14 protein-coding genes and 1 tRNA gene are annotated in these 16,236 nt (G+C 61.1%); 12 read left to right on the top strand and 3 right to left on the bottom strand.

Annotated elements, in window-relative coordinates:
* Window positions 1-41 precede the first annotated feature (41 nt).
* From ACFDTG_RS00625 to ACFDTG_RS00600, 6 genes are all read left to right on the top strand, one after another.
* Complete coding sequence (locus ACFDTG_RS00625; protein WP_375289137.1) at window positions 42-872, top strand: class I SAM-dependent methyltransferase; 831 nt, start codon at window positions 42-44, stop codon at window positions 870-872.
* An 82-nt stretch (window positions 873-954) separates the two neighbouring features.
* Window positions 955-1,701, top strand: coding sequence for an SIMPL domain-containing protein (locus tag ACFDTG_RS00620; RefSeq protein WP_375289136.1), 747 nt, complete (start codon window positions 955-957; stop codon window positions 1,699-1,701).
* Window positions 1,702-1,711: 10 nt separating this feature from the next.
* Window positions 1,712-2,575 (top strand): N-carbamoylputrescine amidase, encoded by an 864-nt coding sequence (gene aguB / locus ACFDTG_RS00615; protein WP_375289135.1) that lies wholly within the window; start codon window positions 1,712-1,714, stop codon window positions 2,573-2,575.
* A 32-nt stretch (window positions 2,576-2,607) separates the two neighbouring features.
* The gene (gene folK, locus ACFDTG_RS00610; RefSeq protein ID WP_375289167.1) at window positions 2,608-3,123 is read left to right on the top strand and encodes a 2-amino-4-hydroxy-6-hydroxymethyldihydropteridine diphosphokinase; all 516 of its coding nucleotides are present in this window, start codon (window positions 2,608-2,610) and stop codon (window positions 3,121-3,123) included.
* A tRNA-Lys gene (locus ACFDTG_RS00605) sits at window positions 3,079-3,154 on the top strand. Before folK ends, ACFDTG_RS00605 begins: the two co-directional genes overlap by 45 nt.
* Window positions 3,155-3,345: 191 nt before the next feature.
* The gene (locus ACFDTG_RS00600; RefSeq protein ID WP_375289134.1) at window positions 3,346-3,843 is read left to right on the top strand and encodes a DUF421 domain-containing protein; all 498 of its coding nucleotides are present in this window, start codon (window positions 3,346-3,348) and stop codon (window positions 3,841-3,843) included.
* On the opposite strand, the gene ACFDTG_RS00595 is transcribed toward ACFDTG_RS00600, so the two are convergent.
* Window positions 3,840-4,520, bottom strand: a complete 681-nt coding sequence (locus ACFDTG_RS00595) for a queuosine precursor transporter (RefSeq protein WP_375289133.1) — start codon at window positions 4,518-4,520, stop codon at window positions 3,840-3,842. The two genes, ACFDTG_RS00600 and ACFDTG_RS00595, sit on opposite strands and share 4 nt — an antisense overlap.
* A gap of 115 nt (window positions 4,521-4,635) precedes the next feature.
* On the opposite strand from ACFDTG_RS00595, the gene ACFDTG_RS00590 reads away from it, so the two are divergent.
* The 6 genes from ACFDTG_RS00590 to ACFDTG_RS00565 all read left to right on the top strand — a co-directional run bounded on the left by ACFDTG_RS00590 (window position 4,636) and on the right by ACFDTG_RS00565 (window position 13,044).
* The gene (locus tag ACFDTG_RS00590; RefSeq protein WP_375289132.1) at window positions 4,636-5,943 is read left to right on the top strand and encodes a NupC/NupG family nucleoside CNT transporter; all 1,308 of its coding nucleotides are present in this window, start codon (window positions 4,636-4,638) and stop codon (window positions 5,941-5,943) included.
* 9 nt (window positions 5,944-5,952) lie between these two features.
* The gene (locus tag ACFDTG_RS00585; protein ID WP_375289131.1) at window positions 5,953-6,882 is read left to right on the top strand and encodes an isopenicillin N synthase family dioxygenase; all 930 of its coding nucleotides are present in this window, start codon (window positions 5,953-5,955) and stop codon (window positions 6,880-6,882) included.
* A gap of 215 nt (window positions 6,883-7,097) precedes the next feature.
* Window positions 7,098-10,352: a TonB-dependent receptor domain-containing protein gene (locus tag ACFDTG_RS00580; protein WP_375289130.1), complete on the top strand. Its 3,255-nt coding sequence runs from the start codon at window positions 7,098-7,100 to the stop codon at window positions 10,350-10,352.
* Window positions 10,353-10,446: 94 nt separating this feature from the next.
* Window positions 10,447-11,181 (top strand): energy transducer TonB, encoded by a 735-nt coding sequence (locus ACFDTG_RS00575; RefSeq protein WP_375289129.1) that lies wholly within the window; start codon window positions 10,447-10,449, stop codon window positions 11,179-11,181.
* 40 nt (window positions 11,182-11,221) lie between these two features.
* Complete coding sequence (locus ACFDTG_RS00570; RefSeq protein WP_375289128.1) at window positions 11,222-12,256, top strand: mannose-1-phosphate guanylyltransferase; 1,035 nt, start codon at window positions 11,222-11,224, stop codon at window positions 12,254-12,256.
* Window positions 12,253-13,044: a class I mannose-6-phosphate isomerase gene (locus ACFDTG_RS00565; RefSeq protein ID WP_375289127.1), complete on the top strand. Its 792-nt coding sequence runs from the start codon at window positions 12,253-12,255 to the stop codon at window positions 13,042-13,044. The genes ACFDTG_RS00570 and ACFDTG_RS00565 overlap by 4 nt, the downstream gene beginning before the upstream one ends.
* Here ACFDTG_RS00565 and ACFDTG_RS00560 read toward each other — a convergent pair.
* Together ACFDTG_RS00560 and ACFDTG_RS00555 are read right to left on the bottom strand one after the other, a co-directional pair.
* Entirely contained in the window at window positions 13,041-15,614 is a 2,574-nt protein-coding gene (locus tag ACFDTG_RS00560) for an HWE histidine kinase domain-containing protein (protein ID WP_375289126.1), read from the bottom strand. The two genes, ACFDTG_RS00565 and ACFDTG_RS00560, sit on opposite strands and share 4 nt — an antisense overlap.
* On the bottom strand, window positions 15,611-16,171 hold the full coding sequence (locus tag ACFDTG_RS00555) for a biliverdin-producing heme oxygenase (RefSeq protein ID WP_375289125.1): 561 nt from the start codon (window positions 16,169-16,171) through the stop codon (window positions 15,611-15,613). The genes ACFDTG_RS00560 and ACFDTG_RS00555 overlap by 4 nt, the downstream gene beginning before the upstream one ends.
* Window positions 16,172-16,236 lie beyond the last annotated feature (65 nt).

Genomic DNA, 16,236 nt, shown 5'->3' with positions numbered 1-16,236 from the left:
GCCCATGATCGGAGTCGAAGAGAAAACCGGGAGAAAGACTGATGAACCGTAAGACGACCGCAATGGCCCTGGCCGTGCTCGCGCTGGGAACCGCCGCACCCGCAGCGGCCGACCACCACATGGAAGCCGCCGCGCATCAACCCATTGCGCAAGCGCTTCAGGCTGAAATCCGCAGCGAGGACAAGGCGCGCGACATGTGGCGCCATCCGGCTGAGACGCTCGACTTCTTCAAGGTCGAGCCGGGCATGACCGTTGCGGATTACATGCCGGCCGGCGGATATTACACGCGCATCCTGGTGCCATATCTGGGCACCCAGGGCCGCTACATCGGGCTCTCGCCCGACCCTGCCGCAGCCGACGCTCCGCGCTTTGCGGAGTATTTCACCGGGCTTCCCGGCAAGTTCAGCGAAGAATCGAAGACCTGGGCGCTCGATGGTGCGCCGATCGCGGTCTATGCTTCCGGCGATCTGCCCGAAGCGATGAACGGACAGCTCGACCGGGTCCTGATATTCCGCGAAATGCACAATATCCTCCGCTCCGGCGCGCTGTATACGGAGCTGATGCGGATCCGTTCGGCGCTCAAGGACGATGGCATGCTCGGCATCGTGCAGCATCGTGCCAAGGCGGATGCTCCGGGCAGCTACACCACCGGGGGCAAAGGCTATCTGCGACAGAAGGATGTCGTGGCGCTGGTGGAAGCCCATGGGTTCGAACTGGTGGCCGAAAGCGAGATCAACGCTAATCCCAAGGATACCGCGGATCACGAAGATGGGGTTTGGCAGCTTCCCCCTAGCATGCGGGGCAATGATGAGAGCAAGCGTGCGATCGGCGAAAGCGACAGGATGACCCTGCTGTTCCGCAAGCGCGCGTGACCGCAGGCTTTTAAGCCCGCATTCACCGACGCACTCGACAATTATCCCAGGTTCGCACCGATGCGGACCTGGGAGAGCGTTGATGAAGACCACTGCCTTGCTGCTCGTCGCCGGATCGTTGGCGCTGACGGCCTGCGCCGACAAGCCTTACGATCCGCGCGGCGTGGACCATGATGAAACGCTGCTGTCCGTCAGCGCGACGGGCGAGAGCGAAGTCCGGCCCGACGAGGCCTTCTTTCAGGTCGGCATCGACAGCTGGGCGCGCACGGCAAGCACGGCGAGCGAGGCCAATACGCGCGATATCGACGAAGTCCTGACGGCTCTGAAGCAAGCCGGCATACCCGAAAAGGATATCCAGACGCGCACGGTCGGCATCCGCAAGCTGGATTGGGGGCCGCACAAGGGCGAATTTCAGGCCAGCAATGTCGTAGCCGTCACGGTCAGGAACATCGATCGCGCAGGCGCGGCCGTGACCGCGGCGACTGAGGCCGGCGCCAATGTGCTGTCCGGGCCCGATCTGCGCATTTCGGACAGCGAAAAGGCGGCCAACGCGGCTTACGGCGAAGCGTTCAAGGCCGCCCGCGCGCGCGCGGATGCCTATGCCGAGGCAGCGGGAATGGAAATTTCGCGCGTGCTGACCATTCGCGATGGCGGAGGCGGGCAAGGCAATCGCTACATCCCCGGCGCGCCCATACCCACGGCCCCGCCCCCGCCAATAGCGATGACTGAGCAGGCGTCCGCAGATGCCAGCGGCGGCAACCGCATCATGCCCGGCCAGACGACGAGCAGGGTTGCCGTCTCGGTGGACTTCGCCCTTCGCCCGAAATAAGCGATCCTGCATGCGTTCGCTCACCCTCTCCGTCCTCCAGCTCGCGCTCGCCCGTGAAGACGAGGCCGATAATATCGCCGCCGTTAGCGACTTGGTCGAAGAGGCGGCAGGTGCCGGCGCGCAACTCATCCTCCCGCCCGAATTGTTCAGCGGCGAATATTTCTGCCGGGAGGAAGACGAATCGCTGTTCGCGCTGGCCCGGCCTACGGCGGATCATCCCAGCGTCGTGGCCATGCAGGCCCTCGCCAAGAAGTTCGGCGTCGCGATACCGACGAGCTTCTTCGAGCGTGACGGCCATCACTACTACAACACCCTCGCCATGATCGGCCCGGACGGCGCGATCATGGGCACCTATCGAAAGAGCCACATCCCGGATGGGCCGGGATACGAGGAGAAGTATTACTTCCGGCCGGGCAACGACGGGTTCAAGGTCTGGGACGTTTTCGGAGCCAAGGTGGGCGTGGGGATCTGCTGGGACCAGTGGTATCCCGAATGCGCCCGCGCGATGGCGCTGAAGGGGGCCGAGGTGCTGCTCTATCCGACTGCCATCGGCTCGGAACCCTATGATGCCGACCTCGACACCAGCCGCATGTGGCGGCGCGCGATGATCGGGCACGCCGTGTCGAACTGCATGCCGGTGGCGGCCGCGAATCGGATCGGCCACGAAGGGCCGGCCGACCGGGCCCAGAGTTTTTACGGCCACAGTTTTATCTGCGACGAGTGGGGGGACGATCTGGCACTCTTCGGCAAGGATGATCACGGCGTGCTTACCGCGACCGTGGACCTCGACCGCGCCGCGATGCACCGCGCCGGCATGGGATTCTTCCGCGACCGGCGGCCGCAGCTTTACGGGCGACTTTGCGAGGACATCTGACGCAGCGCTATCTTGTCGCGCTGGGCTCGAACATGCGCGTTCCGGGCGTTGGTGGGCCGCGAAAGGTTCTCGGCGCTGCCGTTGACGCGATGCAGGCTGCGGGACTGGCGCTCGAATGCGTGTCGCCAACGCTCGACACCGTGCCGATCGGCCCGTCACACAGGCGCTTCGCCAATGCCGCCGCCATCGTCTCTTGCGATCTGGACCCGCCCCGGTTCCTCGCCGCGCTGCAGGAGATCGAACGTTCCTTCGGGCGCAGGCGCCGCGGCCAGCCGTGGCGGGCCCGCCCCCTGGATCTCGATATCATCCTGTGGAGCGGCGGGGTGTGGGACGATCGCGACCTCGCGATCCCCCATCCATCCTTCGCGATTCGCGATTTCGTCTTGGGGCCCGCATCGCGAATTGCCCCGGAATGGCGGGACGCTGACAGCGGACTTACCGTCAGACAATTGCACGCCCGCTTGACCGCCCGGCGCCCCCTGCCTAGGGGCGCTGCCGTGGTCGGGCCCTTAGCTCAGTCGGTAGAGCAACTGACTTTTAATCAGTAGGTCGCTGGTTCGAACCCAGCAGGGCTCACCACGCTTTCCCATATTTGGCTGGCAAACGGCTCCGCGCCGCGGCCACCCGGCTTCGACCATGGCGCCCGGCAGGCCATCCACCGCCGGCTAACATCCATTGCATCCGACCGACCAGCCGTTGCCGCGTCCGGCCAGGGTGGTAAAGCTCGAGGCTAGCCACCGAAAGCAAATCCGATGTTTTTCTCCAATCCAATGCTGGATATCCTGTGCCGTGGCCTCGTGCTTTCGGCAGTCGCACTCGTCTGGATCGTCGTGCTCGTCCGGATCAACGGCCTGCGGTCGCTATCCAAGATGTCCAGCTTCGACTTCGTCATGACCGTCGCGCTGGGCAGCCTGCTGGCTGGCGCGTCGCAAGCCGACAGCTGGCAGAAGTTCGCGCAACCCATGGTCGCCATGGCAGGTCTCTTTCTCGCCCAGTTCACGGCCGCGAAACTTCGCAAAGCTTCGGATCGTCTGGAAAGCGCGATGCAGAACACGCCGATCTTTCTCATGCGTGACGGGGAAATCTGTCCTGCTGCGCTGAAGGCCACGCGCACCGCCGAAAGCGACGTCTGGGCCAAACTGCGCGAGGCAAACGCCCTGGACACATCGCGGGTTCGGGCGGTCGTTCTGGAGACCACGGGCGATGTCTCGGTGCTTCATGGCGATCACGTGGATCAACGCCTGCTTGATGGCGTCAGAACCGTTTAGGCGCGGTCGAGCTTGCGTGCCAGCCAGACGCCCCCGGTGATAAGGAAGGGCACCAAAACGAAGCTCAAGGCAACCTTCGCAATGACCTGCCCGATAAGAAGATCGGTGATGTCGAATTCGCCGTAAAAGGCCAGAGTGATGAAGATCACCGAATCCAGCGCCTGGCTCAGCGCACTGGCGACCGCTCCCCGGATCATCAGCGATATGGTCCCGCCCCCATCGTTCGCGCCGCGCAAGCGTGAGAAGATCCACACGTTGAGCAGCAGCGACACGATATAGGCTGCCGGACCGGCCATCCAGATGCGCCACAGCATGGAGTGCACGCGTTCGAACGCCACCAGATCATCCGCGCGAAACTGCGCCATTTCGACCGACGGGGGCAGTCTGAGCACGAGCGCCATCAGCACCGATGCCACCAACAATGGCACGAATCCCCACCAGACCAGGCGGTTGGCGATGGCGCGGCCATAAAGCTGCGCGATGGTGCTCGAAATCACCACCAGGATGAGAAAGGCGAAGATTCCCGATTCGACCGCAAGGTCGGAAGGCCACAGCCGCACCTGCTTGAACGCCAGAACGCCCGCCAGCACGGTCATTCCGCCGTAAAGCAGCAGGTAGACGAACAGGCCACGTGGCACTGTCAACGCGCTTGCGTGGGTTTGGTCGGTTTCGGGCATCGGCAAAGCTCACGCGGCGGGGATGGAAGTGCCACCCCAAATTGACGGCGGCGGCGCAAACGGCAAGACACCTTCGCGCTTATCCCCCACGTGGGCCTTTCAAAAAGGACAATAGATGCCGCCCGTGCTTGCAAACCTCCTGGGCATTCTCGCGATTCTCGCGATCGCATTCGTTCTTTCGGTCGGGAAGCGGCGCATCCGGATCAGAATCGTGGCGGCGGCTTTCGCGCTTCAGGCCCTGATGGCCTTCCTGGTCCTGGCCACGAGCGGCGGGCGCTTCGTTATCCGTTCCATGTCCGATGCGGTCGCGGCGCTGCTTTCCTATGCCGACCAGGGAACCCAGTTCCTGTTCGGTGCGGACAATCCGCTCGCCAATACCTTTGCGCTGGGCGCCTTGCCGGTGATTGTCTTCTTTGCTTCGCTGGTCTCGATCCTTTATTATCTCGGCGTCATGCAGCGGGTCGTGCGCTGGGTGGGCGGCGCCATCGGCTGGGTGACCGGCATCAGCCGCGTCGAATCGCTCAGCGCCGCGGCCAACATCTTCGTGGGGCAATCGGAAAGCCCGCTGGTCGTGAGGCCCTATCTGGCCGAACTCAGCCCGAGCCGCCTGTTCACCCTCATGAGCGTGGGCATGGCCGGGGTCGCGGGTACGATTCTGGCTGCTTATGCCGGGCTGCTCGGGGCGGAATATCTGCCCTTCCTGCTGGCGGCGGCCTTCATGTCGGCGCCCGGGGGTATCCTGATGGCCAAGATCATCATGCCGGACGAGACCGAACCCTCACCCGAAGCCGAGGGCAAGCTTTCGCTCCCGGAGGCGCGCATAAGCGCGGAAGGACCAGCCGCGCTGGTCGAGGCCGGCCAGCCGCGCGAGGTTTCCGAAACCTTCGAGGAAGGCCATCGCCCCGCCAATGTGATCGAGGCGGCGGCTCAGGGTGCGCAGACCGGTGTGAAACTCGCCGTCGCGGTGGGGGCGATGGTGCTTGCCTTCGTCGCACTGGTTGCCTTGGCCAACGGGCTGTTCGGCGCGCTTGGTGGACTGTTCGGTTATCCCGAACTCTCGTTCCAGATGGTGTTCGGATGGGTGTTCGCGCCCGTCATGTATCTGCTCGGCATCCCCTGGGATCAGGCGATCACGGCGGGTGGGCTGTTCGGCACCAAGGTGGTTCTCAATGAATTCGTCGCCTTCATCGAGCTGGGTCAGCTGAGCGAAGCCGCCCTGTCCGAAAGAAGCCGGGCGATCGTGACCTTCGCGCTGTGCGGTTTCGCCAATTTCAGTTCCATCGCCATCCAGATGGCGGTCACCGGCGGTCTTGCGCCCAACCAGCGGCCGGTCATCGCCAGGCTCGGGATCCGGGCATTGGCCGCTGGCAGCCTCGCAAATTTGATGAGCGCGGCTCTGGCGGGACTGTTTCTCCCATATTAAAGGCGGGTCATGTCCGACATCGCCTCCGTATCGCTCGCCCAGCCCCTCGAAACCATCGCTCAGGAACTGGGCAAGAGCTTCGAGGAGTACGGTTTCGCGGTCATCCGCGATCACGGCATTCCGCAGGATCTGATCGATCGGGCCGAATCGCTCTCGCGTGAATTCTTCGCGCTGCCGGAAGACGCCAAGAAAGCGTACAAGATCGAAGGCGGCGGCGGCGCCCGGGGATATACCCCCTTCGGCATAGAGAAAGCCAAGGACGCCGAAGTCTTCGACCTCAAGGAATTCTGGCACGTGGGGCGCGAACTGCCGGAGGGGCACGACCTCCAGAAATACATGCAGCCCAACGTCTGGCCAAGCGAGGTCGAGGGCTTTCGGGCGACCTTCAGCGCCTTGTATTCAGCCTTCGAACAGGCGGGAGGGCGCGTGCTGGAGGCGATTGCCCTCCACCTCGACCTGCCGCGCGAATGGTTCGCCGCGACCGTGGAAGACGGCAATTCGGTGATGCGCCTGCTTCATTATCCGCCGCTCACCGATTCGCGTGCGGAAGGCGCCATCCGCGCCGCCGCCCATGGCGATATCAACACGATCACGCTGCTGCTGGGGGCGGAGGAAGCGGGCCTAGAACTGCTGACCGCCGCGGGCGAATGGAAGGCGATCGAGGTTCCGGAAGGCGCGCTGGTGGTGAACATCGGCGACATGCTGGATCGCCTGACCAACGGCAAGCTCCGCTCCACCACCCATCGCGTGGTCAATCCCGTGGGCGAGGCAGCCTATCGCGCCCGCTATTCCATGCCCTTCTTCCTGCACTTCCGCCCCGACTTCACGATCGAGACGCTGGAAAGCTGCCTGGACCCGAACCGCCCTGGGGAACATCCCGCACCCATATCGAGTCACGAATTCCTCCAGCAACGGCTGCGGGAAATCAATCTGGTTTAGAAAACTCGCTGTGACACAATTCTGAATCCTGTTGCGCGTCTGCAACACCTAATTATTGCTTGTAGATCAATGCGTTGACGCAGATGCAGCAAAAACCGAGTCAGCAAGCCGCAACAGCGTAACATTACCGTCACATTTGCATCGCTTGGGGCAACGCGTGCCGGTAAACCCGGTTTGTCTTCGCAGAATTCGCCGTCAACTCGAGGGGCAGTCCCATGAAAATTAAATATCTGCTGGCCGCGTCCGTGGTCAGCCTCTCCGCCACGACCATTGTCAATCCGACCCCACTGATGGCGCAGGAAACCTCGTCAGCCATTCGTGGTCAGGTTGCTACAGACGATGGCGCGCCAGTTGCCGGCGCAATCGTGACCGCGGTCCACCAACCATCGGGAACCACTGCTCAGGCGCAGACCGACGCCAGCGGCAATTTCGCCCTTAATGGGCTTCGCATCGGTGGCCCCTTTGAAGTGACCGTGGATGCGCCTACATACGAATTGACGACCGTTTCGGATATTTTTCTTCAAGCGGGTCAGCCTTTGCGGCTGCCTATCGTTGTCCGAGAAGCCAATGTCATCGTGGTGACCGGATCGGCCATTCAGACGCGCCTTTCCGCCGCCGATGGTCCAACGACGCTACTCACTTCCGAGGATATTGATAACACCGCATCCCTTAACCGCGACATCCGCGATTTGGCTCGTCGTGATCCACTGGTTTCCCTCGATCTCACCAACAGCCGGGCTATCGAGATCGCGGGCAACAACGGCCGTTTAAACCGCTTCAGCGTCGATGGTATCCAGCTCTCCGATGACTTCGGCTTGAACAATGGTGGCCTGCCGACCAATCGCGGCCCTGTGCCTTTTGACGCGATCGATCAGTTCACGGTCAAGGTGGCTCCCTACGATATTTCGGAGGGCGATCTTCAAGGCGGCGCGATCAACGTCGTGCTTAAATCAGGCGGCAATCGCTTCCATGGCGGCGGCTTCTACTCGTACACCGGCGATGGTTTGACCGGTAACACGAGCCGGGGCAACACGACCTCGCTCGATTTTTCTTCGGACCAATATGGCGGTTGGGTGACCGGTCCTATCGTTCCAGACCGCCTGTTCTTTATGGCGGCCTATGAACGGACGAAGGAATCTTCTCCTTTCGACAACGGCTTTGGGCCGGGCTTTGGCAATCAGGTCCCTGGGCTTACGCAAGGCGTAATCGATTCGGTTACGGCGACTGCTCAGAGCAAGTATGGTTACGACACGCTTGGCTTTATCGCTAACGCCAATGAAGAGGATGAGAAATTCACTGCTAAGATCGACCTCAATATCTCGGACGATCACCGCGCCTCGCTGACTTACATCCGCAACGTGGGCACCAACCAGTTTCAGCAGAACACTTTCATCAACGCTCCTTTCGCGCTGGGTTACCAGTCGAATGGTTACGAGCTGAACGAGGAAATCAACTCTGGCGCGTTCGAGTTGAACTCTACCTGGTCGAATACTTTCTCGACCACGTTGCGCGCCAGCTATCGCGATTACAACCGCGATCAGACGCCTTTCGGCGGTCGCGATTTTCCGCAGTTCGAGGTCTGCACCGACGGGGCTTCCGCTGGCTCGGCAACCAGCTGTAACGGGACGCGCCTCTTCTTCGGTCCGGATGTCAGCCGCCAGTCGAACCAATTGAATACCGAGAACCTCTCGATCGACCTAACCGCACGTGCGGAGTTCGGCGACGCGCAGATCAAATTCCTCGCGGGCTACACCAAGGTCGACGTCTTCAATCTGTTCCTCCAGCGCTCTCTGGGTGATTTCTACTTCGACTCGCTGGCAGATTACCAAGCAGGACGCGCCAACCGGTTGCGCTACGCCAATGCAGTCCCCTCAAACGATCCAAACGATGCTGCCGCCGAATTCTCGACCGAGAACTACACCGTTGGCGTTCAGGGAGAATGGCAGCTTTCGGACCGACTTCAGCTCATCGCTGGTGTTCGTTACGACCTGTTTGACAATAACGTACTTCCGCCGCTCAATGCGAACTTCTTGGCCCGTAACGGTTTCAGCAATCGCGAGACTTTCAAGGGTCGTGGCCTGTTCCAACCGCGCGCCGCGTTTAATTTGGAAGCCACCGACCGGTTGGTTATCCGTGGGGGCATCGGTATCTTCGGTGGCGGCACACCGGATGTTTTCCTCTCGAACGTGTATTCGAACACGGGCCAGCTTACGAATGCCGTTGATATTACTCGTGCAAACTGCGCCGCCAACGGGCTTTGTTCGGTCCTAGACAATGTGACGGGCGCAATTCCGGCGTCGGTGGTTAATTTCCTCACCACCAACACCGCCAGTCTCGCGGCCGCCCCGACGGATGCAATTGATCCTGATCTCGACATTGCCAACAAGATGAAAGCATCGCTTTCCGCCGATTATGAGGCCGATCTGGGCTTTCTCGGCGATGGCTGGCTCTTTGGCGTTCAGTTCCTCTACGACAAAACAGTGGACGCTTATGTCTGGACGGACTTGAGGTCGGTACAGATCGGAACTCTTCCCGATGGGCGTCCGAAATATGGCCCGCAGGGCGGAGCGGCCACCACCAACCGGGACCTGTTGCTTACCAACACCAGCGACGGGCGCGGCTATTTTGGTACTGTCCGCTTTGCCAAGGATTGGGACTTCGGGCTTGGTATCTTCGGCAGCTACACTCGCTCCGATGTAAAGGACCGCGCGTCTCTGACCAGTTCCACCTCCTCTTCAAACTACGGCAACAATGCCTTTGTGGATCCGAACTTCCCCGAATATGGTCGCTCGATCTATGAATTCCGCGATCAGTACAAATTCGGAATGAATTTCAACCGAGCATTCTTCGGCGAGGCCAACACCAATATCGGCTTGTTCGGCGAATATCGTTCGGGCCGTCCGTACTCGACGACCATGCTCGATAACTCGGGTGGACGCGGTGCCGTCTTTGGGACAGTCGGAAATCTCGGAAACATGTTACTTTATGTTCCGACCGGTGCCAACGATCCGCTGGTGAGCTTTGACAGCGCAGCGAGCCAAGCCGCGTTTGAAAATCTTGTTTCGGAACTCGGACTTGAAAAATACCGAGGTTCGATCGTTCCAAAAAACGATCAGACTTCGCCGGATTTCTTCAAAGTCGATCTCCACTTCGGACAAGAGGTCCCATTGCCAAGCGTGCTGGGATCGCGGCCTAATCTCGAGCTCTTTGCCGACATCGAGAACGTGCTAAACCTGATCGACAGTGATTGGGGGGCTCTGCGTCAGGTGCAGTTCCCATACAACGCGGCGGTCGTGCGCGTTGCCTGCCTCGCGACGGCGACCCCAACGGGGACCGCTGCAACGGCAAACTCCTCGAGCTCGCAGCCATGTGCCCAGTATCGCTACAGCAATGTCCTGAGCCCGAATGAAGCTCCTCAGGTACGCCAGTCCTTGTACGGCGTCCGCGTCGGCGTTCGTCTGAAGTTCTGATCGAATTCTTGGGTTAAGACGGAAACGGCGGTCCCCAGGGGCCGCCGTTTTTCGTTTGTGGAACGCCCAGTGAGGCAGGGACGTTTTCAGGCGCATGAGCAGGACGGGCAGTAATTTTGCGGCCACGCGCCGATGGCCCAATGGATGGGTGCTAGCCGCGATCGTCATTGCCCATGTCGTCGCATTCTACGGCTTGATAAGGATTTTTGCTCCGGACGCTGTCGCCGGCATAGAGCGCACGGTACTTTCGACATTCAGCGTCACGGTGACGGCGCCCCCTCCTCCGCCGCCGCCTGAAAACCAGCCGGAACCCGACGAGGGCGCGGCGGGCGATCCGGGGCGCGAGGCGGTTCCACAGCCGGTAACGGCGCCTTCACCCAAGATACCGATCAAACCCGAAAAGCCTCTCCCCCGCGCGTCCTCCACCGGATCCGCCAATACTTCGGGTGCGACACAGAGCGGAGAGGGAACGGGCGCCGCGGGTAACGGCTCGGGTACGGGTAGCGGACGTGGTGGCGGGGGCCAGGGCGGCTTGGCCGTGACCAAGCCTGTCAAGATTGCTGGCGACATCAATTCGGCTTCGGACTTTCCCGTTCCCCCTGGCGGTCGTCAGGCCCGGTTTGGCACGGCGGTCACCGTCGCAATGACCGTGAGGACCGATGGCCGGGCCAGCAATTGCCGCGTCCTGCGGCCGAGCGGAGATCCTGTCGCAGACCATATCGTCTGTCGGCTTGCCGTGGAAAGGTTCCGCTTTCGGCCCGCAACGGACAGTGCCGGCAATCCCGTCCCTGCCACCTATGGATGGCGGCAGGAATGGTTCAGAAATTAGCGCTGGATACCATGTCTGGCCTGCGCGTATTGAATCGATAATGAGCCTGATTCATCCAGTTGTGCTATGCGGCGGAAGCGGAACGCGGTTATGGCCCCGTAGCCGCAAAAAGAAGCCAAAACCCTTTCTGCCGCTTCTTGGAGAACGGACGCTTTTCCAGCAGAGTCTGGACCGCACATCCGATCCCAACCGCTTCGCTGCTCCGACGATCGTGGCCGGGTCGGACCACTGCCCCTTGATCGAGGAGCAGGCTGCTCAAATCGACGGCTCGACGCTCATCGTCGAGCCGGAAGCGAAGAATACTGCACCGGCCATTGCTCTGGCGGCACATGCATTGCCTCGCGATGCCATCATGCTGGTGTGCCCCAGCGATCACCATATCGCCAACAGGGACGCATTCGAAAAAGGTGTCGAAGATGCGGTCGAACTGGCGCGCGAAGACTACATGGTTGCTTTCGGCATACACCCCGTCGCTCCCGAGACGGGCTATGGCTATATTCGCAAAGGTCCGGCTCTTGGCGCCGGGCACGCGGTCGCCCAGTTCGTAGAAAAACCCGATCTCGCAACCGCGGAGCAGTTTCTCGCGAGCGGCGATTATGTCTGGAACGGCGGCATTTTCGCGTTTCGTGCCGGTGCATTTCTCGACGAACTCGCACACCATCGCCCGGGCATGGCCGATCTCGTTTCGCGATCCTGGAGCGATGCCGTTCGCAATGGTTGGCGCACGCAGCCGGCCGCCGAGCCGTTTTCGGAAATCCGCGGGGAATCGGTCGACTATGCGGTGATGGAAAACACCGATCGCGCAGCGATGGTGGCTGCCGATATGGGTTGGTCGGACATCGGCAATTGGGATGCCCTGATGACCGCGCGCCAGACCGACGAATCGGGAAATTTCGTGAGCGGCGCAGCCGATCTGGCGAATTGCCGCAACGTGATGGTCGAAACAGATCGCCTCCGCGTCTCGGTCGTCGGATTGGAGAACGTCATCGTGATAGTCGATGGAGACGAGGTCTTGGTCACTTCCCGAGAAGGCGCGCAGAGCGTGGGGAAATTGCCTGGAGCCACGAGCCAATGAAACTCGAAACCAAGACGGTCGAAAAGGTCTGGGGCCGGTGTGACTTGCCAGAGCCTTTTACTGTCCCGGGCAAGGAGCCCATCGGAGAAATCTGGTTCGAGCCGCCGAGCAGTCTTTCGGACATCCTGGTCAAATATCTTTTCACGAGCGAGAAGCTGTCGGTTCAGGTCCATCCTTCGGATGATCAGGCCCCGACCGGCGAAGCGGGCAAGGAGGAATGCTGGCTGATCCTCCACGCGGACGCGGACGCCAAGCTGGCCATCGGTTTCAAGAAACCGGTTTCCGAAGACGAGATGAAGGCGGCTGCGCTAGATGGATCCATCGAGGATCTGCTGGAATGGCACGCCGCGCAAAGTGGGGACTTCTTCTACCTGCCCGCAGGGACGGTTCATGCCATCGGGCCCGGATTGACGCTTGTCGAAGTGCAGCAGAACAGCGACATCACCTACCGCCTCTACGACTACGGGCGACCGCGGGAGCTTCACCTCGACGATGGGCTCAAGGTCGCAAAAGGCGAACCCTATCCCGCCCGGCTCCATCGCAAGACGGACAAATCGGCGAGCGAGGTTCTGGTCGACGGCCCCCATTTCCGGTTTTCGCAATGTCGCGGGGCGCCGCAAGGCGACCTGGCCCGACTTCACACCGGGCCCGTGCTGGTGCTTCCCTTGGAAGGCGAAATCATGATCGGCGATGACGTCATAACCGCCGGGGAATGCGGAGAAGCTGAGTCTCTGGACTCCGTCGGTTTCCAATCAGCGCTGCGCACGCTGCTGGTTTCTGGAGCCTAGCTTGCGTCCCGGGCCGCGTAATCCCTCAGCATCTTTGCCAACTCCTCGCGGCCATATGGCTTAACGAGAAGACCCTGGGCGCCGAGTTCCTCAAGCCGCTCGGACATTTCTCCGTATCCAGTTGCCAGCCAAAACGGCACGCCCTTTTCGCGCAAAACCTCCGCAATTTTCTCACTCGACTCATTGCCCAGATTAAAGTCGAGCAGAGCGAGATCGAAGGGCTGGGCCGAGATCGCATTCAACGCGCCTGCCACCGTCCCTTGAACGGCCACGTCCTTCGCACCCAGGTCGAGCAGGCATTCTTCGGTATCAATGGCGATGATCATGCTGTCTTCGACCACGAGCACATTCTTCACGCCGATTTTACCTTGCATTTGCGCTCTATCTCCGCCGTTGCGACGCCGTTCGCGAGCGCCCCCATTTGGTTGGCAGGTGATGAAGCGGCCGGGTATCCAGAATTCCGCCTCCACGCCTGACAGTTTGTAATCGACCTGCGCCCGTCCGTTCAGTTCGAACGGAATCGACTTTTCGATAATGGTAGTGCCGAACCCGCGCCGCTCGGGGGGTTTCACCGGCGGTCCCCCGCGCTCTTTCCACAATACCGTCATACCGGATTCATCGCATCTTACGTCGATTTCCAGTGTGCCGGACCGATCGCATAGCGAACCGTATTTGACCGAATTGGTGATCATCTCATGAAACACCAGAGCGAGAACGGTATAGGCCTCGGGAGAGACGAGCGCTTCTTCGCCGCTGATGATCAACCGGTCCATTTTCCCCGAAACATAGGCTTCCGCCTCGCTCTGGATCAGGTCGACCAGAGAGGCCGGCGACCAGTTCTCGCGGGTGATATTGTCATGCGCGATAGCCAGGGCGTTGATACGGCCGCCGATCAATTTGGCGAAGGCCTCGACATCGATGGCCTCGTGCCTGGACTGGTTGATCAGACCGCGGATCAGGTTGAGAATGTTGCGAACGCGATGGTTCAATTCGCTGATCAGCAATTCTTGCTGTTGCTGCGCCTTCGCCCTCTCCTGAACCGCCTCGTCGGTCAGCCTCAGGATGACCTCGAGCAGCGTGACCCGCAGGCTTTCCGAGATCTGCCGCTCCGTAGGAGACCACTCCTTCGCGCAGCCTTCTACCGATTGCTGCCACGCCTCGAAGCTTTTCCGCGGCGTCAGCCGATCGCCATTCGGCCCTGTTTCGACCGATTTCACCGGATTGCCGGCCCATGTCACAACCTGGCGAAGCTCCCGGCGCCACAGCACGAAATAATCGCGCGGACTGCGCGAGATCGGAATGATCAGCGCGCCCGCTGCGCGATCCGCAAAAACCTCCGCCTGCGGAATGCGTTCGGTGAGACATTCGGTCGCGATAACGCGACTGGAAGCTGCCGCGTTGAGCATCGGAATAAGAGCCCTGAACTCTTCCGAATTGGGCGCTGAACCCCGCGAGTCATAATGCCCGTCGACGTACACGCTGATGCCGTCGTGAGGGATGACTCTCTGGATAATCGGGCGCAGTTCCGGCAGGCTGCCGACGAGCGAATTGCCGCCAGCCACGGCACGCATCAACCTGTCGTGCATCTCGCGACCGGTCGCGAGGAAAGAAGCCTCCGCGCGCCCATAGACACGCTCCACCATCAGAGAAAACAGTTCCGAGAACAACTCTGCGGTCGTGCGCAACGAGTAAGGTAGAACCTTGGCGGAATAATGATGGCAGGCGAACAGGCCCCACAACTCGCCGCGGACGATGATCGATATGGAGAGCGACGCGCCAACACCCATGTTGCGCAGATACTCGATATGTATCGGAGAAACCGCGCGCAGCGTGCTCATGGACAGATCGAGCGCGCCGCCTCCCATGACCTGTTCCGGCTCGATCGGTACGGGGTCCGCTTCGATATCGCTGATGATGCGAAAGCGGTTGCGCAGATAGAGCGCCCGCGCCTGCTTGGGAATGTCGGTGTGAGGATACCGCAGGCCGAGAAACGCCTCGAGGTGATCTTCGCGCGCTTCGGCAATCACGTCGCCGCTGCCATCGGGATGGAAGCGATAAACCATCACCCGGTCAAAACCGAGCATGTCCTTCAGCCGATCGGCGGCGATCCGGCACAATTCCTCGAGATCGTCGACCGGCTCCAACTGGCGCATGATCGGCTGGATCATTCTGAGCTGACGGTCGAAGCCTTCGTGTGAACTTGGTTCTATCTCAAGGACGACGAGATCGCCCGTGGCGTGAAGCGAGCAATCGAATTTCTCCCGTCCGCCCAGGAGGTCGATGGCGAAAAGCCGTTCCACATCGTCGTCGCCAACCAGCAAAGATGTCGCACGGCGCAGGACCTTCATCGCTTCGGAATCGAAGACCCTGTCGAGCGGTATACCGACCTCGACCTGCTCTCCTCCGGAGAGGATTTGCGCGGTGTTGGCGGAGCGGTGCGCCACCATCCAGTCGCTGGTTACCGCTATAAGTGCGCCGAAATCCTGAATGGCGCCAAGCTTGTGGATTGGCTCACGGTCGCAATTACTGAGGTCGACCGAGCGGTCGAGCGATTCGGGGGCGGAACTCATTCAGCGGCCTCGTAGACGTGTGCGTCCGCCGCAGCGAGAAATGTTTCAAAAACCGTGCGCGCCGCGGCCACGGCGCCATCCGCCACCTCGCTTCCCCCTTCCAGGTGAGGAAGAAGCGAAGCGAAAAACTTGGCCATACTGCGATCTGAAAGGAATCGCTGAGGGCCATCCGCCTGAACGCGGCGCCGTTCGGCGAGCATGGCCCGATTGCCGAGGGCGGAGCCGCCCAGTGCCCAGGCCAGCCCCAGGTCGTGACCTCCCGCAGGCATCGCAAAATCGCACTCGGGCGGGAGAGGTGCCCCCAGCTCGTTCAGGTCGGCGGCAATGAGAGAAGCCATCGCCGGCGGGCGATAATCCGCACAGCAATGATCCTGCGCCCAGCGCTCGATCGGCGCACGAGCGGCGAACTGGACCGAAAGGAAAGCAGCATAAGCGTCGCTGGATCCAAGACCCAGACGCGAGAGTCGCTCATCCAGTCGCGCGTGTTGAGGCGCGGTGTATGTCTTCAATATGGCGCGAAGAGCCATAGGCTCTTCGGTAACATTCGCTGCGACCATCGATCTCCCGTCCAGATTTTAGCGCTGAATTCTCGTGCTTGGTAAGGCGGGTGACCAGCCGAAAA

It is taken from the genome of Qipengyuania sp. (genome assembly GCF_042095715.1).
Taxonomy (GTDB): Bacteria; Pseudomonadota; Alphaproteobacteria; order Sphingomonadales; family Sphingomonadaceae; genus Qipengyuania.
The sequence above is the reverse complement of the archived record's forward strand: the minus strand, read 5'-3'. Positions and strand labels throughout refer to the sequence as shown.